Source organism: Ekhidna sp., assembly GCF_039940915.1.
Taxonomy (GTDB): domain Bacteria; phylum Bacteroidota; class Bacteroidia; order Cytophagales; family Cyclobacteriaceae; genus Ekhidna.
The window spans coordinates 404,478-430,818 of record NZ_JBDVFO010000001.1 but is presented as its reverse complement, the minus strand read 5'-3'; the positions used below and the strand labels follow the sequence as shown (position 1 = coordinate 430,818).

Here is a 26,341-nt window from a genome sequence, read left to right as displayed (position 1 = left end):
TATGGATTAACTATGCCGATCATTTTCAAGTCATGAAAAAGAAACAAGCTGCCCTAATCTTCATTTTTGCTACAGTGCTCATAGATATTATTGGCATTGGCTTGATCATTCCAATTTTACCCAAACTATTTGAAGAAGTAGCCGGACTGAACTCAAGTGAGAGTTCGTTCATCGGGGGAGCCCTCATCGCTACTTACGGCGTGATGCAGTTTTTTTTCGCACCCATTCTTGGTGGCTTGAGTGATAAATACGGTAGGAGACCCTTGCTACTCATCGCGCTTTTTGGACTGGGTATTGACTATCTCATTATTGTATTTGCGCCAACGCTGGAATGGTTCTTTGTGGCAAGGGTCATTGCTGGAATATGCGGAAGCAGCATTACGGTAGCCAACGCATACATTGCGGACATCAGTGAGCCCGAAAACAAGGCGAAAAATTTTGGAATGATTGGAGCAGCATTTGGTTTGGGATTTATTGTGGGCCCGGTCATTGGTGGATTTTTAGGAGAAATAGGTACAAGGATTCCATTCATGATTGCCGCTGCCTTGGCGTTCCTGAATATGATCTATGGCTTTTTTGTAATTCCAGAATCTCTGGCAAGAGAAGACAGAAGAGAATTTAGCTGGAAGCGCGCAAATCCCTTTGGAACATTCAAACAAATTTTGAATTATAAGAAAATCATCGGATTGCTGGTTAGCATGTTTTTCATCTATGTAGCGGCCAATGCAACACATACCAATTGGTCATATTTCACTTCCGAAAAATTTGGGTGGTCACCCCAAGACATAGGGCTGTCATTGAGTTTTGTTGGAATAATGGTAGCAATCGTTCAAGGAGGGCTAGTAGGACCAATTGTTAAAAAAATTGGAGAAATGAAAGCCATCTATACGGGGTTTATTTTCAATGCTTTTGGTCTTTTCATGATGGGTCTTGTTCCTTATGGATGGATGGTCTATCTGGTAATCGTTCCCTATGCATTTGGCGGACTTGCAGGACCTTCTCTCCAATCCATTATGACAAGTGAAGTTCCCAAAAACTCTCAGGGAGAGCTGCAGGGAGGAATTGCCAGTATCATGACACTGACGGCCATAGTAGGCCCCTTACTGATGACAGGTGTGTTTAGATATTATACCAACCCGGAAAATGAGGTTTATTTTCCGGGAGCGCCGTTTATGGTGGGTACGGCTATTGCCATCCTAAGTATTTTTATTGCAAGGAGGTCCCTCATCAAGATCAAGGGTTAGTTACTCATCCTTAAGATACTTTACGGGATTTGATGAAGCAGCCCTTAGCGACTGATAACCTACGGTTAAAATCACCAGACCAAGTACTATAAGGAGTGCCACCGCAAACGTTATCCATGAAATATCAATTCGATAATAGTAGGATTCTAACCATTCGCTGAGAAAGAAAATCACAAACGGGACGCTGATAACAAAAGCTATGATGACCCATTTGGTGAAGTCTGAAAAAATCAGCTTTAAAATCGTATTAATTTCAGCACCGAGAACCTTCCGAATACTGATTTCCTTTCTTCGCTTTTCGATGATGAAGAGGGTTAAGCCATAGAGTCCTAAACATGCAATGCAGATCGAAATAGCAGAAAATAAGCCAACCATGCCCAGGTATCTGGTCTCTGCTTCATAGAGGTTTGTCACACGATCTTCCATGAATGAATAGGTGAACTCTTGTGTAGAGCCAAGCTCATTCCATAGGGCTTCAATCTCAGCGATTCGTTCCGCAAGATTACTCATTTCCATCTTGATCGTGATGAGTCTGTGTGCAGCAGGATTTCCTGCGACACGGTGAAAGATCAGTGAAGGAGCCACCTCGTTTTGAAGAGTTTCGAAATGAAAATCCTCGACTACTCCTACCACATTTATTCTGTTGCTCCCTAATAAAATGATGTTTTCGTCTTCGGGTGAAAATTGAAATGCCTTCATCGCAGCTTCATTGATGATCACCGAACTTCGTTGATCACCCTCGGAATCTGCGAGAAAGTTTCTCCCATATTTAATAGGAATACCATATTGATCAAAAAAGTTGGCGTCTACATAGGTATAGCGCATGCGCAATCGATCTCCCTCCCAATTATCTGGCGTGACGAATGTAAAGCCGGATGTCCAGGAGGTAGGCACGGATCTGCTGGAAGAAATGTCAGATACGTATGACCTGTTTATGAGTTCATCCTTGAATGAATTGAGTCGGGTCTGGCCAATTTCGCGATCTGTGAAGCTTCTTGCTGACGCTGAGATGACCATCATTCCTTCAGATTCAAAGCCCATGTTTTTGCTTGTCATGTAGTTGATTTGTCGACTGACAATGATGGTGCTGGCGATCAGGAATAGTGCAATTGCAAATTGTACAATCACCAGTGTATTTCTGAAAACGGATCCCCCGACACCCAATTTTTTACCGAGTACTTCGATGGCATTGATCGATGAAAGGTAAAGTGCAGGATAACTTCCGCTGAGCATGCCAAGGCAGAGTATTAAAATCACAAAGGCGCTGATCAGTTGCACAGGTGAAAACTGACTAATCGATAGTGTTACCTCAAAAAAGTCATTAAACTGGTTGAGTGTCAAAGCGACAATGATCACCCCAAAGAGTGTGGCGATGAGTGACATTACGAAAGACTCAGTCATAAATTGGGTTCGCAGTTGTCCTTGAAAGGCGCCCAAAACTTTTCTCAAACCAATTTCTTTCGCTCGCTGAGTTGCTTGCGCCGTAGAAAGGTTCATGAAATTGATAATCGCAATGAGCAAAATGCCGATTCCAATTCCTAGCAAGGTGCGCGCATTGGATGAATCCCCAAAAAAGGTATCATAAACTTCATTGAATGAAAGCAGTTTGAAGTTTGTATTGTCCCGGGTTTCTGCATCCCATATCGATTCAACGAGATTAGGAAAATCAGCCTCCAGTACTGATGCATCACTTTCGTCTTTCAACAGGACGTATGTTGTAATAAAAGATCCACGCCAGCGATTCGCCAACTCCGGATATATGGGTATGCTTTCCATGGGTATCATAATCGTTGGAGTCAAAGAAGCATTCTCTGGATTTTTTTTGATCACTGCAGAAACCTCATACCTGAGTGTGGTGTCTTCCTCTTGGAGAAAGATTTCAAGACTTTTGCCTACAGCATCACTGGTGTCAAAGTACTTGATTGCGATCACCTCATTGAGTACTACAGAGTTCTTAGTAGGAAAGACGTTTTCCTTATTCCCGTGCACTACTGGAAAGGTGAAAATGTCAAAAAGAGATGCATCTGTATACACAACAGACTCCTCCAGGTAGCGATTGTTTTTCACAATACTGGCGTCTGCAGAATAGTATCTGGCAGCACTTTCTATCTGTTGATAGTCCGTTAACAACCGATCCTTTAGCGGGAGCCATGTATCATAGGTGGCCTGGGTACCATCTGGGGTAATGCGTTCTTTGAAGGCTAGAAAGGTTCTATCCTTTTTTACATGGTGACCATCAAATGTAAATACCTGATAGGTATAAAGGAATATAAATATGAAAGCGGCCACACCTATTGAAAGTCCAAAGATGTTGATGAAAGAGGTTGACTTTCTCTTGAGAAGTGTGCGAAAAGCAATTTTGATGTAGTTGCGAAAGATCATAGTATTAAGAGATAAGAGGTGAAAAGATTTAAGATTGACTGGTTTAAGCGATCTAAGTATTTCGAATACAAAGAGGAATCTGGCTTTTAAAAGGCCTTCCTCTTCTACTCGCCAGTAGAATGCTTCAGTAATGTCTCCCTGGATTTCGTCAGAATAATCGGGTCGAAGGAAAAATTCCAGAAGCTTCAAGGCCCATCGCGGTGGCTGGTGAGTAGATTTCATGCACGACTAAAGTTGAACTTGGGGATGGTTTTCCAAATTTCGTTTCTTCGATGTTGCAGTTCTTGTGCCGTTTCATAGCCCTTATTTGTTGCTCGATATAGTCGTTTCCCCTTTCCACCTCGTTCAGGTGTGGGATCTCCCAGTCTGGAATTGACAAAACCTTTCTTTTCCAGTCTTTTGAAAACCACATGTATGGCAGGTAGGGAGATAGATTGGCCCAATTGATTTTTGTACTCTTTGGCAATTTCAACTCCGTAAGTTTCATCCTTCATCAAGAGAATGATCAAGATCATTTCCTCAAGCGTTCCAAGTTGAAGATTCATATGTATTGGCTATTCTTAAGTGATATGAAATTCGCCTGAGAACAGACTTATTTCATTAAATTAATTTTTGTTTAAAATATTGATACGGATAAAATTAATTTTTGTTTAAATAATAAATTATTTAGGAGATGAACCCTTAAGTACGTGCCACGTCCACATGCCAGCTGCAAACTCAATGAATGAAAAAACAATGAGGGCAAAGGTGCCACGCTCAAAGGTGTAGAGCCAGACAAAGAAAACGAGTTGGACGATTCTGACCTGAACAGTGAACCCGAAAAAAGGAGTGAGGTTTTCCTTTGCATTTCGGATGTAGTAGTACCCCAAAACAGCCACAACAAAACCTAAAACAATACGCCAGACGCTTTCAGGGTCGGGAATACCAATAGCACTCAGTATCCATGAAGGAGCCAGCATCAGGAAAAGTCCTTCAATGATCAAGTAAATACCAAATAGCCAGACGGTCTTCGCAGATTTATTCATTTTTAATAACTTCCACAGATTACCATTCAATCTAGCCAAACTATGCGAAAGATTTTCTTAGCACTCATTGTATGCCCATTTTTTTGTGACGCTCAAATTACACCTGAAAAAGTATTAGCAAAAGCGATAAGCTATCATGATCCAGAAAGTAACTGGTCTTCACTTTCGGCCATATTCACGTTTAAAGAAACCCGACCTGAAGGGCCAGATCGCTCAACAGTAATCGCCATTAACAATGCCAAGAGTTATATGAAGATCAATCGAAATGACGAAGAGATTTATCAAGTAAATGGAGATGATGGACAAGTTTTGAAAGGAGATAAAGATCAGAAAAGAGCTCTAGTGCTTCGAAACTATTACCTGTATCTGTGGGGCTTGCCAATGAAGTTGTACGATGAAAGCACACCTAACATAACTGCAGCAAAAGATGCAAAGGTCAATGATATCAATTGCAACGTACTCCGTATTGCCTATGAAAAAGACACCTGGTATTTCTTTTTTGATGAAGCCACTGGAAGAATGCTCCAATACAAATTCTATAAGGATGAGGAGGCTGGTAAAGGAGAGTTGATTACCCTTGAAGAAGAAATTGTCATCCAGGGAATTAACATTCCTAAAAAAAGAAGCTGGTATACTTTACCAGAAATGAAATATTTAGGGACTGATATATTAGTAAAGTCCGAATAAGTCTCCTTCCAAATATTTTGTTCAGATCATTTACTTAACAAATGTGAAACTTATATATTATATTCACGTTTGTTAAGTAAATAAAAAACTCAGGACGATGAAAAAAATGGTAATCGCCGCGGCTCTCTTATGTATAGTAAGTGGCCTGCTTGCTCAGGACTATACCGAGGATCTGGAAGATTGCAACTACGAAAAGGATGAAGTTTTCATTGACTGGGACAATGATATCAATCGAAGATATGCTGAAAGGAAGAGCGTCGAACGACTTGCCAAAAAGAAGTTAAGGTCATTTTATTGTCAAAATTTGGTGGCGCGTGACAGGCTTGATGAAGATGGGTACGTACAAAGTGAGGGAGGGCTTCAGCTGGCGGATGACGATGAAAAGCACCTAATATTTAGTATTAAAATGGGGGATATAGTCTATCAAGATAAACTGTACATACATATAGGGCCAAGACAAAAATTAATTTCATCAGAAGATTAAAATATTAAAATGGAATATCAACTAGGTGAGTTTGAAGAGCTTGTTTTACTTACTGTTGCCGCTCAGCACGATGCGGCATACGGTGTTTCAATACATGAGTTCCTCACAGCGGAAACGAAGAAGAAAATCAACATTAGTGCAATACATGTCGCGCTAAAACGACTTGAGAAAAAAGGTTTTGTGAACTCTCGATTTGGAGGAATCACTGAGGAGCGAGGAGGTCGCAGGAAAAAATTCTACATCGTAACGGCTCTCGGCAAAAAGGTGCTTGATGCCTCTCATGATTTGCGCACCAGTATTTATCAAAAGATTCCACAGTTACGATTTGCGAAGATCTGATATGCGTGAATTAGAACCTCCAAAATGGGCGCTCAGATTTCTGAGATGGTATTGCCGCGAGGAATACCTGGACGAGATAGAGGGAGACATGATGGAGCTCTTTCATTTGCGATCCACTGATTCTTTGAGGTCAGCAAGGCTGTTTTTTGTATGGAATGTAATCAGAGCTTTCAGGTGGATAAATCTTAAAAAAACTCAACTAAATAATTGGACTATGAACTTATATCAAAACTATGCTAAGATATACTTCCGAAGATTTCGGAAAGAAACACTGCACTACCTGGTGAATATACTGGGACTGTCGCTAGGCTTATCGATTCTTTTCTTCATCCTCATGTTTGTCCATGACGAGCAGAATATTGATCAATATCACACTAAAAAGGATCGAATCTATCGGGTGGTTCAGCAAATTACCGAAGAGGATGGTGTGCATCATTACCTGGCCACAGCCAATCCGCTTGCAAACGCGCTGAAAACGGATTTTCCAGCAGTGGATGAGGTAGGTTGGACAACCTATTTTGGATCACACGTTCTGGTGAAAGGCGACAAAAGATTAGCCGATAGAAGTTGGGCCATATTTACTAAAGGGATGTTTGATATTCTTGATTTTGAAATTTTGGATGGAGACCCACGAAAAGCGTTTGAGGGCCCCACCGGAATAGTCATTACAGAAGAATTGGCCTTGAGCTTATTTGGACGTACCGATGTTGTTGGAGAAGTGGTTGATGAGTCCAGATTTGAAACCGTGGAGGTGCTGGCGGTTTTGAAGGACATGCCGCGTAACTCCACCTATAAATTCACATCAATATATGTAATGGAGCCTACGCAAATGCCTGAAAATTGGCAAGGCTTCCTCAGCGATTGGGATACTCAATTTATGCAAACTTGGGTATTGCTGGCAGAAGGAGCCAAGCCTGAAGACATATATGCATCTAAAGATGACTTCATTGACAAATACCTCGAAGGTGAGGCTCGTGAGAACTATGATTTCTACTTGCATCCACTGAGCGAGGTGCATTTAGGCTCTACGCACATAGAAGATGGCGGTCCTGCTCCACTATTAGCTATTCCGTACAGCAACCGATCATTTGTTTCCATGATTTTGATGATGGGATTTCTGGTGATCTTTATTGCTGCACTTAATTATGTAAACCTTTCCTCTGTTCAAGCACTTAAGAGAACTCTTGAGGCCAGTATGCGAAAAATAAATGGCGCTAATAATCGACAGCTGATCGGCCAACTTTTTTTCGAAACATTTTTAACGGTGGCTCTGGCATATATCATCTCAATCCTACTGATAGCTATATTATTTCCGTTTTTCCTTGAGATAGCCAATAAAGATTTCAGCTTCTCACAGCTGTTTTCCATGGATTTCATTCCATATCACCTCATCACAATTTTCCTGATTTGGATAGTATCGGCCATGCTTCCAGCTCTTTACTATTCCAAGCTTAAACGTTCACTGCTGATTATGAAAAATGCATTTTCGGGAAGAGGAGATTTGCTGAGAAAAGGGCTGGTAGGTGTGCAATATGCACTATCAATTTTCCTGATCATCGGATCAATTGTCATATTCAGACAGCTCAATTATGTTCAGTCTAAAGACCTTGGATTTAAAAATCAGAACCTCATCGTCTTGGATATCAATTCCGGTACTGCTAGAAGCAACTTCAAGAATATTGTAGAAGGGATTAAGAAGAGCCCCAATGTAGCCAATGCTTCCACATCCTCCAGGGTTCCGGGTGAGTGGAAAGACATTCCAGTAGCAAGTGTTAGTAAAAACCTGACGGATGAACCTGCTGAATTTAGCCACTATGCGATAGACAAATACTGGTTAGATACGTACAACATCCGCCTATTAGATGGGGAGAATTTTACTGGGGCAGATCAGTCAGACAGTTTGTATGTGTTGATTAATGAAAAGGCCGCTTCATCGTTAAACTTTGAGCAGCCAATTGGGGAGAGTATTTGGGTGATGTCTGATGGAGATTCGGTAAAAATGCGAATCAAAGGAATAGTAGAAGATTTCCATTTCCAATCGCTGTACGAGCCCATTGGGCCTGTAATAATCACCCATTGGAATAATCATGTAAGATCCATTGACTACTTCACCATCAAATACCATCAAAATCCCAAAGAAACGATTGCACATATTGAAGAAGTAAATGCGCAATTTGATCCAGATACGCCAGCTGAAATTCACTTTCTTGATCAGCAATGGGAGCGGTTTTATGAGGCAGAAGAAAGCAGAAGTACCATTATCCTTATTGCATCAATTGTTTCAATTGTTATTTCAGCGTTTGGGCTCTTCGGCCTAATTAATTTCACAGTAGAGCGCAAGACGAAAGAAATAGGCATTCGGAAGGTGATGGGCGCGAATGTTCAAAACATCACCACACTGATATTGAAGGATTACATTATTCTACTACTCATCTCACTGGTGGTAGCAGCACCTGTATCCTGGTGGTTGTTTGGTGATTGGCTGGCAGATTTTGCCTACAGAATCAATCTAAGTGCGGATTTATTCATAATTGCTTTTGTTGTCGTTTTGCTAATCTCTTTCACTACCGTGCTGACGAGAATCTTCAAAATTGCAAAAGCCAACCCTGTCCAATCAATTAGATACGAATAATGAAGCCTCATCCATCAAAGTGGATCTTAAAATTCTTGCGATGGTTTTGCAAGGAAGAATACCTGGATGAGATCGAAGGAGACCTTCTGGAACTCTACCATACAAGGGCAAAACAATCCAAGGGGATGGCCAATGTTTTCCTCTTTTGGAATGTCTTTCGATCACTTAGGTGGGTAAACATTAAAGATGCGCAAATGGCGAAATCTGGATTGGTGAGGAACTACTTTAAGGTGGGACTGAGAGCATTGATTAAAGATCGTCAGTTTACGGCAATTAACCTTTTTGGACTGTCGTTGGGGCTATCGGTTTTCATAACCATTGTACTACTTGTGAAGCACGAGCTAAGCTTTGATCAATTTCATTCGAAAGCTGATAGGACATTTCAGGTTATTCAAGAATTCAGAAATGCGGATGGTATTGATCCTGAAATCTGGACGTCATGGCAACTAGCCAATGCATTGCGGAATGATCTTGACATAGTAGATAATGCAGTGACAATCCATGCTGCGGCATCTACCTGGGCAGAAGCTGGTGGCAAACGTTTCTTTGAGGAAGATGGGATAGTCGCAGGTTCTCAATTCTTTGAGATTTTTGATTTTCAACTGAAAGATGGCAGCGCGAGCGAAGTGCTGAGGCAAAAAAGATCCATTGTTCTGACAGAATCCTTAGCTAGAAAATACTTCCAGTTTGAGAATCCCATTGGCCAGGAAGTAGAGCTGGAATTTTATGGCAGGTTTACAATAGCTGGAGTGTTGGAAGACATTCCTGCCAATTCATATATTCAATTTGACTTTATCCTATCGCAAGATTATGATGTATTCCTCGAGAATGTATCTGAAAATTTCAGAAAGTATTTTTATGCATGGGAAGGGGATCCAGTAGCTACTTATGTGGTTTTGAAGGATGCGAAGGACAAGGAAAACTTTGAGGATAAGGTGGCAACTATGCTCGAAAAACACCTAGCCGCTGAGGATATCAATCGACATTATTTGCTAGGACTGCTTGACCTTCATTTCAATTCTCATGGCATAGATGGACGCATCAATGAGTATGTGAAAGGAGACTATGCTAAAGTGAAGTTTTTGATAATCGTGGGTTCAATCATCTTGCTTATGGCATGCTTCAACTACATCAGCATCTCTACTGCTCGCTATATAAAGCGAACCAGAGAGGTCGGTGTAAGAAAAGCGATGGGTGCACATAGCCAGCAGGTAGCCACTCAGTTTTTGATAGAGTCTTTTTTGATGGTCTTTGTTTCCTTCATGTTAGGAATGGCTCTGACAAATTTGTTGTTACCCTATTTCAATAGGTTAACAGGAATTGAACTAGTCTTAAGTGCCTCATTTTTAGTGGAATCCATACCTTATTTTATTGCTACTGTGGTCTTGGTGACACTATTTGCTGGATTCTATCCCGCCTTTCACTTAAGTAGATATGCAGTAGTGAATGTGCTGAAGAACATCACAATTTCTGCTACTGGCAATGATTCACTTCGAAAAGGCTTGGTCATTGTCCAATACTTGTTTGTGATGATGATACTGGCAGGATTGATCATTGTTAATCGACAGTATACTTACATGAGTAACAAATCTTTAGGTTTCAATACGGACCAATTGTTAGTTTTTGAAATCAATAGTGGCGCGGTTCGAAACAACTATATCCAGATAAAAGATGAATTACTTAAACTACCAGATGTTCAAAAAGTGACTGGTCTTACTCGGATGATTAGTGGATACAGGTCGGGTACTGCTGTAGAGGTGAATGAAATGGACAAACCAGATAAGAAAACAGCTATGAAATATTATGGGACGGATGAAGATGGCCTGTCAACTTTAGAACTCTCATTGATCGCAGGGCAAGATTTTTCGGGTATTAGAGGTCAGGATAGTATCTCCGTAATACTCAATGAAACAGCCGCTGCAATGTATGGCGGAAATGACGCCATTGGCAAATTCATTACCATTCAGGAGATGGGCGATGATGTGCTAAATGCCAGAGTCATTGGAGTTGTTAGCGATTTCCATTACCGATCGCTAAGAAAATCTATCGGTCCGGTAGTAATAGGTCATTATAATAATCCATTCGTCAGCCTTGATGATGTTGTGATTCAGCTCAGCGGCTTTAATACGATTGCAACACTTGAGAAAATCGAATCCATTCACAATTCTTTTGATACCAATAAGGTAATGACATGGGAATTCATGGATGATATGGTGCAGAGAGAGTATGAGAAAGAAGCGGTTTTCAGAAATGTCTTTGTAGGAGCTTCTATCATTTCCTTTTGCATTGCCATTCTTGGAATGATTGGATTGTCTTCATACAATGTAATGGCCAAAAGAAAAGAGATCGCCATCCGCAAAATATTGGGAGCAAGCTTTCTGAGTTTACTAAATCAACACGCAAGGGAATTTGTTAAATACTTGCTAATTGCGTCAATGATATCAGTTCCATTGTGCTGGTGGCTGGCTACTCAATGGCTCGTAGACTTTGAATATCGTGTGACGATATCACCGATTGTTTTTCTAGTAGTCATTGTGTTTGTAATGATTGTTACTTGTGGTGTAATATTGATGGTGAGCAATAAAACAATCAAGTCAAATCCCATACAAGCCATTCGATACGAATAGATGAAGGGAACCATTTTAATCCATATTTTTCTTCCTTCAATCTTTAGTGCAGTTCACACGAATAATTTAGCAGCAATTTTGATGGGATGCTGCCTATTTCAAAAGCAGAAGCAATCAGGCTCCAGAATACTAGCGCCTGATTGATATTTTTTATCCAGGCATGTTATAATAAAATCGCTCGTTAACGATCTGATCGCCTTCCCATTTTTTCACTGAAACCTCTTCAATTTTCATCCGGTTGCCATCCTTAAATGAAACATCTACCCAAGATTCCGTCATGGTGTGACCCGTCTCTTCGTTGGAAGACATAGCACCGATACCTCCTCCATGCATTTCTGATACCATACCTAACCATTCTTCTTCTCTTTTGCGATTCGCAGCTTTGCTTTCATGCACCGTTCCATCCCCCTCAATCATTACTACGTCCTCATGATAAAACTTCTCAAATGCTTCCATCATTTGCCCTTGCCCCATCATTGATTGTAATTGTTGTTCGTTTTCCAGTGCGCTCATTATATTTTGCTTTTTAAGGTTTGATTGATTGTTATACGAATTTGTAGAAGGGAAATGGACATTATTTCAATTAAATAGTTAAAATTCGACGAATTTTTACCTGAATTGAAGAAATCTGAAACCAGAACGTACAATTTATGGTTCATTAATCGTATATTATAAGGCAGTCTATTGCAAATGCAACGATCAAACGCCTATCTTTGCAGATTGCTTTTTTATACCCATAACAAATTAGTTTTTAATAAGATAATATGCGACAGTTAAAGATTACCCAGTCTATTACCAACAGGAGAGAAAGTCACACCCTGGAGAAATATTTTACTGAGGTAAGTAATGTTCCAATGATTACCCCGGATGAGGAGGTGACGCTTGCGAAGCGAATCAAAGAGGGCGATGATCTGGCATTGGAAAAACTCGTGAAAGCAAACCTCAGGTTCGTAGTATCTGTTGCCAAGCAGTATCAGAACAGAAGTTTACCACTCAATGACTTGATCAATGAGGGAAACCTTGGGTTGATCAAAGCAGCCAAGAAATTTGACGAAACAAAAGGATTTAAATTTATCTCTTACGCCGTATGGTGGATTCGCCAGTCCATTATGCAAGCGTTGGCTGAGCAGTCTCGTATTGTTCGTCTGCCAATGAACAAGTCTGGTGCGATTAATCAGATCAGAAGAGCATACGCAGAGCTGGAGCAGCAGTTTGAGCGTGAGCCGACAGAAGAAGAACTTGCTGATATTCTGGACATGAAGCCAAGCGAAGTAAGAAACACACTTGGTGCTGAAGTGAAGCAGATGTCAATGGATGCTCCTTTCGGTGAAGATGAAAGTGGATCATTGCTCGATGTACTTGAAAACGTAACCACAGGTCCTACCGATGGCAATCTCGTTTTTAATGATTCCTTGAAAGTAGAAACCATGAGAGCCCTATCTACACTCACTGCTCGTGAGAGAGAAGTAGTGATGATGAGCTTTGGAATAGGATGTGACAATCCATTCACATTGGAAGAAATTGGTGACGCCATGGGGCTGACCCGTGAGCGTGTGAGGCAAATTCGTGAAAAGGCGCTTCAAAAATTAAGAGAGCCTGGAAAAAACAGAAGACTAAAAGAATTCTGCGCGAGCTAATAACTTGGGAAAAGCATAAATTTAATCCTGACCTTGGTGTCAGGATTTTTTTTGCCTAAAATTTTACGAATGCCCATTCAAGACAACCTTGCATATGCTAGCGATCGAAACGATCAAGAGCCCAATAAACTGGTAGCAAAGCAAATTGTGAATGCAGGAGGGCAAAAGCAGATTGAAGCATTGGTTTCCTTTATTGAAAGCAGACCTAAACAAAGGGCGCAGGCAGATGCCATTCTGGCTTTAGCCTACGTAGGCGAACTCGCACCTAAGCTACTTGATGCACAAGCTGATTTTTTAGTTGGTGAATTGAAGAGTTCAATCAATCGTGTGATTTTCGGAAGCATGATTGCCCTCGCACACATAGCACATTTGAAGCAAGAAGAGCTCTTTGATGCACTTCCTCAAATCATAGATGCGATGGATACCGGCACTGTTGTGACGCGAGATCATGGCTACAGAATCATGATCACTTTGTATCAGGATAATCGCTTCCAAGAAGATATGTTACCGCTTATTCAAGAGCAATTGATGAAAGCACCATCAAACCAATTGGGTCAATATGCTGAGCGATTGATTGATGTGTTGAATAATTCACATCTCGATGCACTTATTGAGACCCTGGAGGAGCGAGTAGATGATGTTACGAATGAGCATCACGTTAAGAGATTGAACAAGAACCTTAAAAAACTATATAAGAGACGATGATTAATTGGAGTGATTTTGAGAAAATAGATATGCGTGTTGGCACAATCATTAAAGCGGAGGAATTCCCGGAGGCAAGGAAACCTGCATATATTCTCACCATTGATTTTGGGCCGGAAATTGGAATTAAAAAGAGCTCTGCTCAGATCACTGAACTCTACAAAAACAAGTACCTCAAAGGTGAGCAGATCATTGCGGTGGTCAACTTCCCTCCAAAGCAGATTGGTCCGTTTATGAGTGAATGCCTAGTGCTGGGGGTCTACAATGAAAACGAAGAAGTAGTGCTGCTACGGCCACAAAGAGAGACCATGAACGGGTGCAAAGTTGGCTAAAGAAGGTTGTTAGCTTTCTTGAGTTCATAAACATCATTCAAGTCCTTTTGCCTTTTGCTTTTTTTTTTCGAGAATTAAATCATCAAAATCTATGAATGGAACACTCACCTCTCCAAATCCAGCATGTTTGGCATCTTTATAGATTAGGTCAAATTTCTTGTCAATATTGATTTTGAATAATAGCTCAATGACATGATGAGCGTTTGAAATTGGATTAATTCTTCTTTTTCAATTGCCTTTCTAGCTTCATCATCCATTAGAAAACCTAGTTCATCCAGAGAAGAATACAATTTCTCAAGATTTTGTGGTTCAGGATTAATTAAAAAATCCAAGTCACCGGTTGAACGGTTATAGCCCCAAAAGTTTACAGCAAACCCTCCAATTATAACAAAGCGAACCTCATGTTGAATAAATACTTTGCATGTTTCTTCATACAAATTCATTTCTTCTTCAATTTAAAACCTGAACTAGTCTTCGGTTTAGGATTAATTTTGGCTTGAATTTCTATAAAATCCAAAAGCCATTGAATCCGTTCTGGTGGAGTCAATTCTTTTGCTTTTTTTTGTGCCTTATCCTTGAGTTGATACATCATTCAAATTTAATCATAAATCAAGCCAAAAATGCCCCAACTTCACCTGGTTTCCTGGAACGTAAACGGGATCAGAGCCATGATCAAAAAAGACTTCATCAAAGACGTAAAGGAAATGAACCCAGACGTCATCTGTCTACAAGAGACGAAGGGTCAGCCGGAAGATGTTAAAACAGCTTTACAGCTTCTGCCTGAATACGATGTGGCTGTGAATTCATCGAAAGCCAGAAAAGGCTACTCCGGAACCGCCATTCTTTCAAAAGAGAAGCCATTGGAAGTATTCTACGATATGGGGATTGAAGAGCACGATCAAGAGGGTAGAGTGATAGCGGCAGAGTTCACTGATTTTTTTGTAGTAACTGTCTATACACCTAACTCAGGTGAAGGAATGAAGCGGTTGAATTACAGAGGCACTTGGGACGATGCATTCAGAGAGTACATTATTAGTCTTGAAGAGAAAAAGCCTGTGATTATCTGCGGAGATTTGAATGTGGCTCACACAGAAATCGATATTGCTAGAGCAAAGGAAAACTACAATAAACAGTCAGGATACACACAGACTGAAATCGATGGATTGGACGCTTTGCTAAGTGAAGGCTACATTGATACCTTTAGATCAAAATACCCCGAGGAGGTGAAATACTCTTGGTGGAACTACAAGTATCGGGCACGTGAGCGAAACGTGGGTTGGAGAATCGATTACTTCCTGGTGAGTGAAAAGCTCATAGATCAAGTGGCAGAAGCTCACATTTACAATGAATACATGGGGTCGGATCACTGTCCGGTCGCAATAAAACTAAATAACTAACTCGTATGGAAACGAAACAAATCCCTTTGAATGACCTGCATGAAAAATTAGGAGGCAAAATGATGCCTTTCGCTGGATTTAATATGCCCGTTAGGTATTCTTCCGATAAAGAAGAGCACATGACGGTGCGCGAAGGCGTGGGCGTATTTGATGTGTCCCACATGGGAGAGTTTATGCTGAGAGGACCACACGCATTGGATTTGATACAGTGGGTGACTAGCAATGATGCTTCAAAAATAATCAATGGACAGGCCCAATATTCCTGCCTTCCGAATGATAACGGAGGCATCGTAGATGACCTGCTTGTCTATCGCTTCTCCGAAGAGAAATATATGTTGGTAGTCAATGCATCTAACATTGAAAAAGACTGGAATTGGATCAAAAGTCAGGATAAGTGGGATGTTGAAATGGAGGATGTTTCTGACGACTTGGTATTGCTTGCTGTTCAGGGCCCTAAAGCAGTTGAGACACTCCAGAAATTGACAGAAGTCAACCTTTCCGAAGTAAAGTTTTATCATTTCAAGGCAGCCTTTCTTGCCGGGTACGAAATGATTATTTCTGCTACCGGCTATACCGGTTCAGGTGGATTTGAATTATACATCAATAAGGAGGACGCAGAAGATGTTTGGAATCAGATCTTTGAAGCAGGAGCAGAATTTGGCATTAAACCCATAGGCCTGGGAGCGCGTGATACACTCAGATTAGAAAAAGGCTTTTGCTTATATGGAAATGACATCACTGATGAAACTTCGCCATTGGAAGCAGGGCTGGGCTGGGTGACCAAGTTTACCAAGGCCTTTGTAAATGCGGAAAGCCTAAAAGCTCAAAAAGAAGCTGGAGTTACACGAAAATTGGTAGGATTCGAAATGGTAGAGAGAGGCATCCCCCGTCACGATTACGAACTGGCCGATCTTGAAGGGAACATCATCGGAAAAGTGACTTCAGGAACCATGTCACCGTCACTGAATATGGGCATTGGTATGGGATATGTAACCATCGAAAATAGCAAGCCTGACACAGAAATCAACGTGATCATTCGAGATAAGCAGGTGAAGGCAAAAGTGGTAAGACCTCCATTTTTGAAATGACCAGCGTGTCATCCTAAACGCAGTGAAGGATCTTCATCCTCCTGAGAGAGATTAATCAGTATGCATTATAAAATCATTTGAAGAATGAGAACCATTGAAGTTTGCTTAACACCAGATCTCATCCATCAGCACGAACTGGACGGAAAGATTGTTGTTGTTGTGGATATTTTCAGAGCTACGTCTTGCATCGTGACAGGACTGGCAAATGGTGTTGTGGCCATCAAGCCTGTTGGTGAAGTTGATGAAGCCAAGGCATTGGGAAAGGCAGGTTATCTAATGGCGGGTGAACGTGGAGGTATAAAATTGCCGGAATTCGACATGGGGAATTCTCCCTTTGAATACCAGAAAGATTCGGTGAAAGGGAAGAAAATTGCCATTTCAACAACCAACGGATCACAGGCCATCATCAAGTCTGAAAATGCCAAGGAAATTATTATAGGCGCTTTTCTAAACATTGAAAGTGTAGCTAACTACCTCTTGCAATCAAAGGCAAATGTGGTGATACACTGCGCAGGATGGAAGGGCACACCGAACCTGGAAGATACGCTGTTTGCGGGAGCACTGATTGATGAATGCGCAGAAGAAATGGAGACCGCCGGAGATTCAGCACTGGTTGCTCATCAACTGTACATAGCAAATCATGAAAATCTGTTTGGCATTGCCAAGCAGTCTAGTCACGCAGAGCGACTCAGTGGGTTTGGTATAGAAGAAGACCTGGAGTTTTGTATGACGGAGAACGAATATCAGGTAGTGCCAAAACTGGTAGATGGAGAAATCGTATCTTAGAGATATGAAAGGGTTATGCGTATTATTCTTTTTATCAACCTTGTTTGTTTCTTGTTCTGAAGAAGAAAAGAGGTATCCTTTCGAACAATCTCCCTATGCAGAGTTTGATGATTTAGAATTTCATGACTCTAGTTCTTTAGACACTTTACTACTAACATTCACTATATGGGATATAGAAGGGGATATTGGATCTGACTTAAATGAGGTAAATGAATTTGAACTGATACTAGATGAATTAGGTCGTCCGGTAACCATCTCAGGCGACCAACAACCCAGTTGCTACCTTCCCATTACATCCAGAAAGCTACAAGATATTGATGTTAACTATGAAGCGGACGGATGTCGGGTTGATTTCACCATTCCAGAAAGGCCGCCATTTTCATGTGATGAGTATCAAATTATTAAGGACGATACTTTATTCATAAGGAGAATCAAAGGTTATTATGACCTTTTGATTGACTTTAAAAACGTAAATAATGAGAACTATAATTTTCAAGAAATATTCAATTCCAGTGATTGCAATTTGGGGAATTTCAATGCGCGTTTGATCGATTTTGCAAATGTGGATGTGTTTCGACCAATTGAAGTCAACCCATATAAGATCAAAAAACTGAGTAAATTTTCATATCAGGTCAGTTATATGATGTTGAGTAGTGGCTGGAAACCGGCTATAGGTCAGAATCAATTTGAACTTGAATTTCAAGTGATTGATCAGACGCTAAATGAAAGCAATGTGGCAACTTCTGGTCTGGTTACACTAGAAAAAATAACTCAAAAATGAACTCCATCTACATTCTCATAGCCGTAGTTATTCTTATACAGATTGGCATTTTCATTATGACCCGCCGTATGCGGAAGCGAGAAAGGGCGAATAACGTACTGCTTAAATACAAGATAAACACTCGTCAAAGAGCTTGGCAGCTTTTAGCAGACCCATCTATTCCGAAAGAAGACAAAGAGAAGATTCAGGCATACTACGATGCGGAGTAGCTTTTCACCGGCATCCCAACATCACCTGATTTCTAGATTACTAGGGCGTTTTTTCAAGCACAGTTTCTAAGATTATCGCGTTAAATATTTCAGGTTCATCTAAGAAGGGCGAATGGGCTGAGTTTGCGAACGAATGAAAAGTTTTTTTCGGAGCCTTTAGCTGCTGGTAAAATTCTAAAGCTACTATGTGAGGTGTCTGATAATCATGAATCCCATGGATAATATGAACCGGGACTTCTACACTATCTATTGCTGAAAAGAGATTAGTTTGAATAACACTTTCCCACAAATGATTCATCGAGTAATAGTTACCTCTTAAGAAATTGATTTTATCTGTGATAGTATATTCTTTGGTGTTCAAAATTGTTTGCCCAATATCAACCCAAACATTTATTGGTTGACGAGTGAGTCCACCTCCATATTTATTTACATAGTTGCGCTGAACTCCAAGATAATCTAGCCAGGTATGGCTATCCGCCAATGAATCAGGGAAAGTTAAATCTGCCAGTTCAGAAAGATCATTAACTTCATTCATTTGTTCGACCTCATTTTTGATCCAATCCAATGAGATTTTTTCAGCTCGGTACTGATGAGCAACCTGGCCAATCCCGACATATGAGTGAAAAGGTGAAGGATGTTTGTCAATCAGCAACATGCCCAGAAAAGAACCCCAGGAATGTCCCATCAAATAAATCTTGTCCTGCTTAAATGTTTGTTGCAGATACTTGCTCACTTCAAGCGCGTCTGATATAAGTTGATCGAGATTCATACTCGAATCAGAAATATTTTTGTGTAGTGATTTTCCAGAACCGCGTTGCTCCCAGTGAACAACGATAAATTTCTTCTCAAGAATTAGTTCATCGTCGGTCATTATAGGGAATTCCGGAGAGCCAGGCCCACCGTGTAGGAAAAGCAAAACAGGCTTCGATCGATCAACTCCTCTGATAATCACATATTGATCTACGCCCCCTATTGGTATTTTCCTGACTTCAGAAATGCTGTTTGGAAACAAATTGCCAGCTTCATCTTGAATAGGTCTGGCGGTGCCTGGACTCATCACCTTCAATGTAAAGAAGACCACCAGACTGAAAATCAGCAAAATGAGAAGAAAGATTTTTAATATGCGATTCATTGAGATGATTACCTCTTCAATTTATCATTCTCAAGATGACGTGTAGCATCACGACTGTTTTTCTTATCCAGATTTTTCTTCAATGCCTCTGTCAAATCTATACCTGTTTGGTTGGCAAGACAGATAAGCACCCACAGTACATCTGCCATCTCATCACCCAGATCTCGATTTTTGTCAGATTCTTTAAATGATTGTTCGCCGTATGTTCTGGCAATAATTCTGGCAAGCTCACCAACCTCTTCCGTAAGCATCGCCATGTTGGTGAGTTCATTGAAGTAGCGTACTCCCTTAGTACGTATCCACTCGTCCACTAATTGCTGAGCATCTTCAATGGTCATCGAGTGCTGTTCGCTTCCAGGTTCTCATTTATATGCTTCAGTTCGAATCCTTCCTTTTCTAGCTGTGATAGGAAAAAGCTCATGCGATCCCTTTCCTCCTGCATTAGGCTATCCATATTGGGCTCAAATTCCCTGAAAGTTTCATGAGGAAAGCGCTTGCCTGGCTCATAATAGTCTTTCCAAAACAAGCTTTCAACAATACCTCCATTGTGATAGTAGTACTTGAATTCTTCTGCAAGCCTATCATCCATGAAATTTATCATATGCCCTGAAAATATGGGTTTTTCGTTTTCAAAGTAGAAATAGTCGTCACGTTCAAAATGTGAAGTTTTGATGATGCCGACAAGCTTCATTAAACGACCCTCATTGAAATATCCACGTACCTTATAAGCCGAGTCAGCACGCACAAAATCATCCTCAATAATGCTAATGCGATGATTATGGTCAATGTTCTTAACCTTATAGTCTATCGCTTCCACTAATTTCCTATTCTCTTTCTTTACCTCAGAACCGCAGGACCATAATAAACAGGTTACAAATAATAAGGCTAGATTTCTCATGGTTTAAGTTGGTTTTTATGAAAAGGTAATAAATTCCAAGTTATGCCCTTTATGCACTTCCACCGATTCAGCATTTTTATCGATGTATTGACTATGACAATCTTACGTTTTTTTTTAAAAACGCAGGAAGAAGGTCGAACAAAAAAATGGCAATTCCGTGCATAGAAAAACAAAAATCAAATAAGGATGAGATTGTCTCATCCCGAAAAATCAATAAAAACTAATACACATTATGAAGTCATTGAAAGTTGTTTCCCTCTTAGCTTTAAGCCTCATGCTGGTTTTCTCGGCTACTGCGCAGAAGGACAAAAGCAAGAGAAAAAGCCCTCCAGCACAAGTAACGGAGGACGTTAGAGGAACGAGGGTCACAGTAGATTATAGTCAACCTTCTAAAAGAGGAAGGGATATCTTCGGCGGACTGGAAGCGTACGGAAAAGTATGGAGAACTGGCGCGAATGAATCTACCTGGATTGAGGTATCCAAAGATGTCAAGGTTGAAGGTAAAAAATTGGCAGCTGGAAAGTATGGATTGTTCACCATACCAGGTGAAGATGAGTGGACCATCATTTTTAATAAAAAATGGGATGGTTGGGGTGCTTATGAGTACAAAGAAGCAGACGATGTATTGAGAGTAAAAGTAAAACCATCAAGCGTTGATGAGGTTGTGGAGCAGCTCACTTTTGAGTTGTCAAAAAATGGAAATGTTTCTTTTGCTTGGGATCAGACAAAAGTGGAATTTTCGGTAAAATAATCTAACAGAAGTCGTCTTAAGGTTGGATATTCTTAAGACGACTTTTTTTATAGAATATTCAAATTCTGTTCTTTTATTTTCTCCAGCTCATCCTTCATCATCACTACCGTACGCTGAATTTCAGCATGATTGGCCTTTGAGCCAATAGTGTTTATCTCTCTTCCGATTTCCTGAGAAATAAAACCCAATTTTTTCCCGGCACATTCCTCCTGTCCGATGACTTGATCAAAGTAATCGAGGTGTTGTTTCAATCGAACTTTCTCTTCAGAGATATCCAGTCGCTCCATGTAGAAAATTAATTCTTGCTCGAATCTGTTTTCATCCACCTGAACTTTATCTCTTATTTCATCCAGATTTTTTTGAATGCGAGACCTTATATTCTCGGATCTGCTATCATCGTTTGCTATCACGCTTTGCAAACCACCGCGGATGTTGGTTATGTACTCTGCCAACTTATTGGCGAGTGTAGTGCCTTCATTTTTTCTAAAATCGATACAGTGATCAATAGCAGCCTGCAAGCTGGCCTTAATGTCTTCCCATGGTAATTTTTCAGGATCTATTTCTTGCTGCTTGATCACATCGGGTGCCTGAAGGGCCAATTTGATCAGATCAGCACTTTGGCTATTTACTTGTTCTGTTAGCTCTTGAAATTTATTGAAGAAAGCCTTGAATCTCACTTCATCAACGTGCACTTCTAGGGCACTATCATCTGCGAATTCTAACTCGATATTCAGCATTACTTTACCTCGCTTCAAGAGGTCTGTAATCATACTTCTGATCTCACCTTCTCTGGCGTTGAGCTCTTTGGGATAGCGTGGGGAAAAATCTAAAAATTTGCTATTTAAAGCTTTAATTTCTGTCTTTATCAACAGATTTTGACTTGTTCGTTCATCACGTCCAAAGCCGGTCATAGATTGCTGCATATGTACAAAGGTAATCTTTGGGCTAAAAGTCTAAGCCGAGGGTAAAATAAAACCTGTAATCTTTCACCTCTCCATCCAAATATGGCCTGGCTGCATCAAACTTGATGTAGTATCCAAGTAAAACGGTTCGCATACCAAAGCCGAATCCTCCAAGCCAAGGGTTTTGGAATTTCACTATCTCAGCACTGAATGGATTCCCTTCAAATGTGCGTGTAATTGAGCGCCCATCCTTGAATGGAGGCGAGCCAGTCCAAACAGATCCAATATCAAAAAAACTGGTCAATTGGAAGTTTCGGAGAAAATTAGACTTTATGGGACCATTAGTGAGATAGAGAAACAAGGGGACGCGCAATTCACTATTAAAGACCAGAACATCTGATCCATATGCTTCATTGTAATCAAGTCCCCTCAGATTGGTGACAAACTCATTGAAAAGGATGTCACTATTGTCTTTTTCATTGGTAATGGCTAATGGATCCTGCTCGCCTTGAATATCTGAGGATGCAAACAGCCAGTTATCCATACCTCCTAACATGTAATCCTTTCTGGCGGGACCCATTTGCTTTCCATAAAGCAGGCGATTAGCCCAAGTGATTTCTCTATGAATCTTTTGATAGTGCCGCAGGTCCACTCTCAGGTTGCTGAAATTTAAATTTGAGTTTTCGGAATGGAAGTGCGTAGTGTATTCGATTAAAGCTCTAGTGCCTTGATAAAGATTGAATGACCTTTCAATGGTGTTGTCAAAAATCAATGAAACGCTTCCACCCACATATTTTTGACGACTATTTTTTGCCTGATCTGAAGCCTGCCCGGTTACACTTAAGAAGTTAAGGTTGGTAAAAGAAGTCTCCGTGAAAAAGGGAGATGCTTCAATTCTGAATGTATGCGTCAATGGGAGTGCAGCAGTTAACTTAAACCTGTTGAGCTTGTATTTATGTCGAAAGAACCTGTCCTGACTTTCCAGCAAATAGGTCTTGCGGTCAAGTCGAGCTTTAAAATCCATCCAGTATTTCAAGTATTGAAACTCCGCAAACAAATCACCTTGTTTGAAATTAGTTTTGATGAGTGCGCCACCCTTGATTTTATAATTTTCGAGCACGTCATTGATTTCAGTCTCCATAAACATCATGAAATCCCTGTAGGGGTCCCACAAGAAGGAGGTAATCACATTGTTGAAAGTGAATCTAGGATTATAAGGAATAGGGCCAATACGCTCATTTTCTTGTTCGAAACTCTGGTACTTACTGAAAAATGACTCTGTCTGAAAAGAAGATTCGGAATCGTCTTCAAACACATAATTGTCGGTATCTATCCAGTCAGGATTATCAACTTCTGTGCTGTCTAACTCGGATTCCTCTTCAAAAGCAAAATCATCCGTATCAATCACATCTTTTTCTTCAATTGGTTCTGGCTTCTTTTCCGAATTATTTAAAACCCTAGTGACAATGCGCATGGCATTATTTCTTCGCTTTCTTGGTGTCTGGGTTGTAAACTTGCTTGTATTCAAATCAGTAAGCGTATCAAGAAATAATCGCTTTTCACCTTCTCCCAGCATGGTGTAAGTGAGCCGATCTGGATCAAAATGTAGATCATAACTTATGATGCTTTTGTCAAAATTTGTGATCTGTGTCGTCAAAGAATCGAAGAAATTATATCGGTATAAATTGGCTATTCCTTGCTGATCACTTAAATAATAGATTTCGTTTATGTTCTTAGCATAAGGCTTTCGATCTTCACCCAAAGTATTTGTTACACGATGAAATACCGAAGTAGTGGTGTCCAAGTCATAGACAAATAGGTTGAAATTATCGTCTATTGTTTCCAGAGGGGGATCGATGACATTAACTGAGTCGCTTATTCTGTTGGAACTAAAGAGAATAGCGGCTGTCCCTGGTACAAAAACAGGATCAAGATCGTCATAAACATCCCTAGTGATCCTGCGTAGGGCATTTCTATTCATTGCGATTAGAAATATGTCATTCTGTCCGTCAATATCTCCAGAAATTACCGCGAGTCTTCCATTGGCGTTAAATGAAAAGCTTTCAATCTGTCTAAATCGATTAAGTGGCTTTTGACCTTTGGTATTGTCTTCGAGATTGTAGGTATTTAAATAAAGAAAACCTCTTTTGAAAAGCACTACCCCTAAGGTGAAGTTATCCTGCCAGTTCAATAACGGTAAATGATCATCTACATCCTGGCCATTGATTCGATAACCACCACTGGTGATTTTACTGGTCTGCCCAGTTGCTAAATCGGTAACGAATACTTGGTATTTCCCATTTCTAAGAAGTGCATATGCTACTTTGTCCGCATCATTATTGAAGCTAACAGAACTAGTAATTAATTCTTTGGAGTTCTTAATATCCTTCAGTAGCCGCTCCTCCCCAACAGACGAGTAGCTCTCTTCTACTTCGAGTCGCTGAAGTACGTAATAATTCTGCCATTCGTCAAGAAAGGTCTTAAAAGAAACTCCTAGTGTATTGGCGATGCTGTTTTCTTCCTTACGAATGATTCGTGTCAAATTAAGGATGTTGGAAATATTCCCTTCTCCATATTTGACTGCTATGTAGTTCCAGATACTTTGCCCTACCATAGAAGCAGATTTGCCATCTATTCTCTTCAATTTTTTGATTTTCTTTCGAGACATGTAGTCCCGGAGGTAGTCATCCATTTCTCTAGACCAACCATAGGCGATGTATCTGGCAGCTCCATCTACAAACCACTTGGGTAAACTCAGGAGATAACTATTTTGAAATATCTCTGCCAGACTTCCACCATACATCATGTCATTAATGAGGGTGCTGGCTAGCTTATAAATTAAATCTTCTTTGAACTTGTTTGCTTGCCCAGGATAGGCCACCTCCAACTGGAGCTTTACAAATTCTGTGCGTCCTCCAATGGTATAAACTGCTCCATCAATCCCGACATTGCTTTGCTGTAAGTCGTGAATAGAGTTGTAAATGAAAATCTTTGTTTTGCTATATGGCGCATATCCGAGCTTATCGGTAAGTTCCACAAATTCATCCTCAAGGAAGTCGATGGCTTCCAAAGCATATTCTTGGCCTCCAGGGTAGTAGTAGATATCAAAATTGGTAGTACTGTAGTAGTACCAATCAAAATTTTTATACTGGATTCTATTTTGACCAAAAGGGGTAGTGTAGTGCTGGCCATAAGCCATACCAGCAACCATAAAGAACGGAACAATGTATTTAATTAACCCTTTGAACATTTACTTCTTCTTCTATCTCACTTTTGCCTTGCAAAACATCAACAAAGTGTTTTGCGAAATACGGCGTTAAAGAAACACCTTTCGTGCCAAAACCGTTAAAAATACCTAATGTTTTATACTTATGATGCAATCCAATATAAGGTTTTCTATCATGAGTAGCTGGCCTGACACCTGCCCTTTGTCCAATAATTCGGTATTGACCCAAAAATAATTTCTTTAAACGATTCTCTAATGACTTGATTCCTGACGCTTGCGGAACATACGATAAGTTGTTGTGATCATAAGTAGAACCCACCGTAAATCGACCCTCTTTTGGGATCATAAATACACCTTGATTGATGATATAAGTTGACTCAAGATCACATGCGATATCGATTATTTCTCCGCGCACAGGTTTAAATGGCAATTCCCAGTATGGATTGTCAGGCATTGACCCTTCGCAGAAAATCACTTTTTCAGCTTCAAAATCTTTATAAATAACCGAGTTGGGTCCTAGTGTCATTCTTCTATGATCAAACACCTCACTATGATAAACTCCCTTACTTATTAAAAAATTCTGCACCGACTGAAGCATCACAGGTAAATCGATGTACCCCGACTGATTGATGATAATACCCCCCAAATCATCTTGAATGTTTTTTAGTCCTAAAGACTTAACCTTCATTTCCTCAACGAAGGATTCATATGAAGCATCAGTAAACTTGCCTTCCCAATCATTTTGATCTTCAATTGATTTGAATGGACGATAAATTGGTAGTGGATGAAGAAATTTACTGCTGGTAAGTTTTTCAAGCGACGCATAGTCTCTTTCCAGCGAAGGAAATAACTGATCAGCGCGCCAGGTTTTTATCATTTTCCGTCCGGTGATAGGGTTGTATATACCAGCTGCTTTCTTCGATGAGGTCTCAGATTTATCATTATTGATTACGGCAATGGTAAGATCACGCTCAATCATTTCGCGCGCCAGCCACGATCCGGCCAACCCCTGTCCAATAATGATATAATCTACCTTTGTCTTCCGCACTTTACTTTTGTGATCTCAAAGCCATAAAACTA

Annotated in this window: 26 protein-coding genes; 15 read left to right on the top strand and 11 right to left on the bottom strand. The window is 40.4% G+C overall.

Features of this window, described 5'->3' with window-relative positions; genetic code table 11:
* Positions 1-32 precede the first annotated feature (32 nt).
* Positions 33-1,244: a TCR/Tet family MFS transporter gene (locus ABJF57_RS01960; RefSeq protein ID WP_462231780.1), complete on the top strand. Its 1,212-nt coding sequence runs from the start codon at positions 33-35 to the stop codon at positions 1,242-1,244.
* Here ABJF57_RS01960 and ABJF57_RS01955 read toward each other — a convergent pair whose 3' ends face one another.
* From ABJF57_RS01955 to ABJF57_RS01945, 3 genes are all read right to left on the bottom strand, one after another.
* Complete coding sequence (locus ABJF57_RS01955; protein WP_462231782.1) at positions 1,245-3,848, bottom strand: ABC transporter permease; 2,604 nt, start codon at positions 3,846-3,848, stop codon at positions 1,245-1,247.
* On the bottom strand, positions 3,845-4,171 hold the full coding sequence (locus tag ABJF57_RS01950; protein WP_462231784.1) for a PadR family transcriptional regulator: 327 nt from the start codon (positions 4,169-4,171) through the stop codon (positions 3,845-3,847). The genes ABJF57_RS01955 and ABJF57_RS01950 overlap by 4 nt, the downstream gene beginning before the upstream one ends.
* A gap of 117 nt (positions 4,172-4,288) precedes the next feature.
* Positions 4,289-4,651 (bottom strand): hypothetical protein, encoded by a 363-nt coding sequence (locus ABJF57_RS01945; protein ID WP_462231786.1) that lies wholly within the window; start codon positions 4,649-4,651, stop codon positions 4,289-4,291.
* Positions 4,652-4,693: 42 nt separating this feature from the next.
* Between ABJF57_RS01945 and ABJF57_RS01940 the strand changes: the two genes are divergently transcribed.
* From ABJF57_RS01940 to ABJF57_RS01920, 5 genes are all read left to right on the top strand, one after another.
* Positions 4,694-5,338, top strand: a complete 645-nt coding sequence (locus tag ABJF57_RS01940) for a DUF6503 family protein (protein WP_462231788.1) — start codon at positions 4,694-4,696, stop codon at positions 5,336-5,338.
* 97 nt (positions 5,339-5,435) lie between these two features.
* On the top strand, positions 5,436-5,822 hold the full coding sequence (locus ABJF57_RS01935) for a hypothetical protein (RefSeq protein ID WP_462231790.1): 387 nt from the start codon (positions 5,436-5,438) through the stop codon (positions 5,820-5,822).
* A 9-nt stretch (positions 5,823-5,831) separates the two neighbouring features.
* The gene (locus ABJF57_RS01930; protein ID WP_462231792.1) at positions 5,832-6,161 is read left to right on the top strand and encodes a PadR family transcriptional regulator; all 330 of its coding nucleotides are present in this window, start codon (positions 5,832-5,834) and stop codon (positions 6,159-6,161) included.
* A gap of 1 nt (position 6,162) precedes the next feature.
* Positions 6,163-8,793 (top strand): FtsX-like permease family protein, encoded by a 2,631-nt coding sequence (locus ABJF57_RS01925; RefSeq protein ID WP_462231794.1) that lies wholly within the window; start codon positions 6,163-6,165, stop codon positions 8,791-8,793.
* Complete coding sequence (locus ABJF57_RS01920; protein ID WP_462231796.1) at positions 8,793-11,420, top strand: ABC transporter permease; 2,628 nt, start codon at positions 8,793-8,795, stop codon at positions 11,418-11,420. Before ABJF57_RS01925 ends, ABJF57_RS01920 begins: the two co-directional genes overlap by 1 nt.
* Positions 11,421-11,570: 150 nt before the next feature.
* Here ABJF57_RS01920 and ABJF57_RS01915 read toward each other — a convergent pair whose 3' ends face one another.
* Positions 11,571-11,933, bottom strand: coding sequence for a SnoaL-like domain-containing protein (locus tag ABJF57_RS01915; protein ID WP_462231798.1), 363 nt, complete (start codon positions 11,931-11,933; stop codon positions 11,571-11,573).
* Positions 11,934-12,184: 251 nt separating this feature from the next.
* On the opposite strand from ABJF57_RS01915, the gene ABJF57_RS01910 reads away from it, so the two are divergent.
* From ABJF57_RS01910 to ABJF57_RS01900, 3 genes are all read left to right on the top strand, one after another.
* Positions 12,185-13,057: a sigma-70 family RNA polymerase sigma factor gene (locus ABJF57_RS01910; RefSeq protein ID WP_348280047.1), complete on the top strand. Its 873-nt coding sequence runs from the start codon at positions 12,185-12,187 to the stop codon at positions 13,055-13,057.
* Between the two features lie 69 nt (positions 13,058-13,126).
* Entirely contained in the window at positions 13,127-13,762 is a 636-nt protein-coding gene (locus tag ABJF57_RS01905) for a hypothetical protein (RefSeq protein WP_462231801.1), read from the top strand.
* Positions 13,759-14,091 (top strand): tRNA-binding protein, encoded by a 333-nt coding sequence (locus ABJF57_RS01900; protein WP_462231803.1) that lies wholly within the window; start codon positions 13,759-13,761, stop codon positions 14,089-14,091. The genes ABJF57_RS01905 and ABJF57_RS01900 overlap by 4 nt, the downstream gene beginning before the upstream one ends.
* A gap of 143 nt (positions 14,092-14,234) precedes the next feature.
* On the opposite strand, the gene ABJF57_RS01895 is transcribed toward ABJF57_RS01900, so the two are convergent.
* Positions 14,235-14,534 (bottom strand): hypothetical protein, encoded by a 300-nt coding sequence (locus ABJF57_RS01895; protein WP_462231805.1) that lies wholly within the window; start codon positions 14,532-14,534, stop codon positions 14,235-14,237.
* 177 nt (positions 14,535-14,711) lie between these two features.
* Here ABJF57_RS01895 and ABJF57_RS01890 point away from each other — a divergent pair, with 177 nt between their 5' ends.
* The 5 genes from ABJF57_RS01890 to ABJF57_RS01870 all read left to right on the top strand — a co-directional run bounded on the left by ABJF57_RS01890 (position 14,712) and on the right by ABJF57_RS01870 (position 18,352).
* The gene (locus ABJF57_RS01890; protein WP_462231809.1) at positions 14,712-15,488 is read left to right on the top strand and encodes an exodeoxyribonuclease III; all 777 of its coding nucleotides are present in this window, start codon (positions 14,712-14,714) and stop codon (positions 15,486-15,488) included.
* A 5-nt stretch (positions 15,489-15,493) separates the two neighbouring features.
* Positions 15,494-16,576 (top strand): glycine cleavage system aminomethyltransferase GcvT, encoded by a 1,083-nt coding sequence (gene gcvT / locus ABJF57_RS01885; RefSeq protein WP_462231811.1) that lies wholly within the window; start codon positions 15,494-15,496, stop codon positions 16,574-16,576.
* A gap of 84 nt (positions 16,577-16,660) precedes the next feature.
* Positions 16,661-17,362, top strand: coding sequence for a 2-phosphosulfolactate phosphatase (locus ABJF57_RS01880; RefSeq protein ID WP_462231813.1), 702 nt, complete (start codon positions 16,661-16,663; stop codon positions 17,360-17,362).
* Positions 17,343-18,143, top strand: coding sequence for a hypothetical protein (locus ABJF57_RS01875; protein WP_462231815.1), 801 nt, complete (start codon positions 17,343-17,345; stop codon positions 18,141-18,143). The genes ABJF57_RS01880 and ABJF57_RS01875 overlap by 20 nt, the downstream gene beginning before the upstream one ends.
* On the top strand, positions 18,140-18,352 hold the full coding sequence (locus ABJF57_RS01870) for a hypothetical protein (protein ID WP_462231818.1): 213 nt from the start codon (positions 18,140-18,142) through the stop codon (positions 18,350-18,352). Before ABJF57_RS01875 ends, ABJF57_RS01870 begins: the two co-directional genes overlap by 4 nt.
* A gap of 40 nt (positions 18,353-18,392) precedes the next feature.
* Here the strand turns inward: ABJF57_RS01870 and ABJF57_RS01865 are convergent, their stop codons facing one another.
* From ABJF57_RS01865 to ABJF57_RS01855, 3 genes are read right to left on the bottom strand one after another with little or no spacing between them, the layout of a single operon-like run.
* Entirely contained in the window at positions 18,393-19,484 is a 1,092-nt protein-coding gene (locus tag ABJF57_RS01865) for an alpha/beta fold hydrolase (RefSeq protein ID WP_462231820.1), read from the bottom strand.
* 8 nt (positions 19,485-19,492) lie between these two features.
* Positions 19,493-19,822, bottom strand: a complete 330-nt coding sequence (locus tag ABJF57_RS01860) for a nucleotide pyrophosphohydrolase (protein WP_462231822.1) — start codon at positions 19,820-19,822, stop codon at positions 19,493-19,495.
* Positions 19,819-20,382, bottom strand: a complete 564-nt coding sequence (locus ABJF57_RS01855) for a hypothetical protein (RefSeq protein WP_462231824.1) — start codon at positions 20,380-20,382, stop codon at positions 19,819-19,821. Before ABJF57_RS01855 ends, ABJF57_RS01860 begins: the two co-directional genes overlap by 4 nt.
* A 232-nt stretch (positions 20,383-20,614) precedes the next feature.
* Between ABJF57_RS01855 and ABJF57_RS01850 the strand changes: the two genes are divergently transcribed.
* Complete coding sequence (locus ABJF57_RS01850) at positions 20,615-21,133, top strand: DUF2911 domain-containing protein (protein WP_462231826.1); 519 nt, start codon at positions 20,615-20,617, stop codon at positions 21,131-21,133.
* Positions 21,134-21,180: 47 nt separating this feature from the next.
* On the opposite strand, the gene ABJF57_RS01845 is transcribed toward ABJF57_RS01850, so the two are convergent.
* The 3 genes from ABJF57_RS01845 to ABJF57_RS01835 are packed head-to-tail and all read right to left on the bottom strand — an operon-like array spanning position 21,181 to position 26,309.
* Positions 21,181-22,056 (bottom strand): YicC/YloC family endoribonuclease, encoded by an 876-nt coding sequence (locus ABJF57_RS01845; RefSeq protein ID WP_462231828.1) that lies wholly within the window; start codon positions 22,054-22,056, stop codon positions 21,181-21,183.
* Positions 22,057-22,078: 22 nt separating this feature from the next.
* Entirely contained in the window at positions 22,079-25,285 is a 3,207-nt protein-coding gene (locus tag ABJF57_RS01840) for a TolB family protein (RefSeq protein ID WP_462231830.1), read from the bottom strand.
* A complete protein-coding gene (locus ABJF57_RS01835; RefSeq protein WP_462231832.1) occupies positions 25,266-26,309 on the bottom strand; it encodes an NAD(P)/FAD-dependent oxidoreductase in 1,044 nt (347 codons plus the stop codon). The genes ABJF57_RS01840 and ABJF57_RS01835 overlap by 20 nt, the downstream gene beginning before the upstream one ends.
* Between the last annotated feature and the right edge of the window lie 32 nt (positions 26,310-26,341).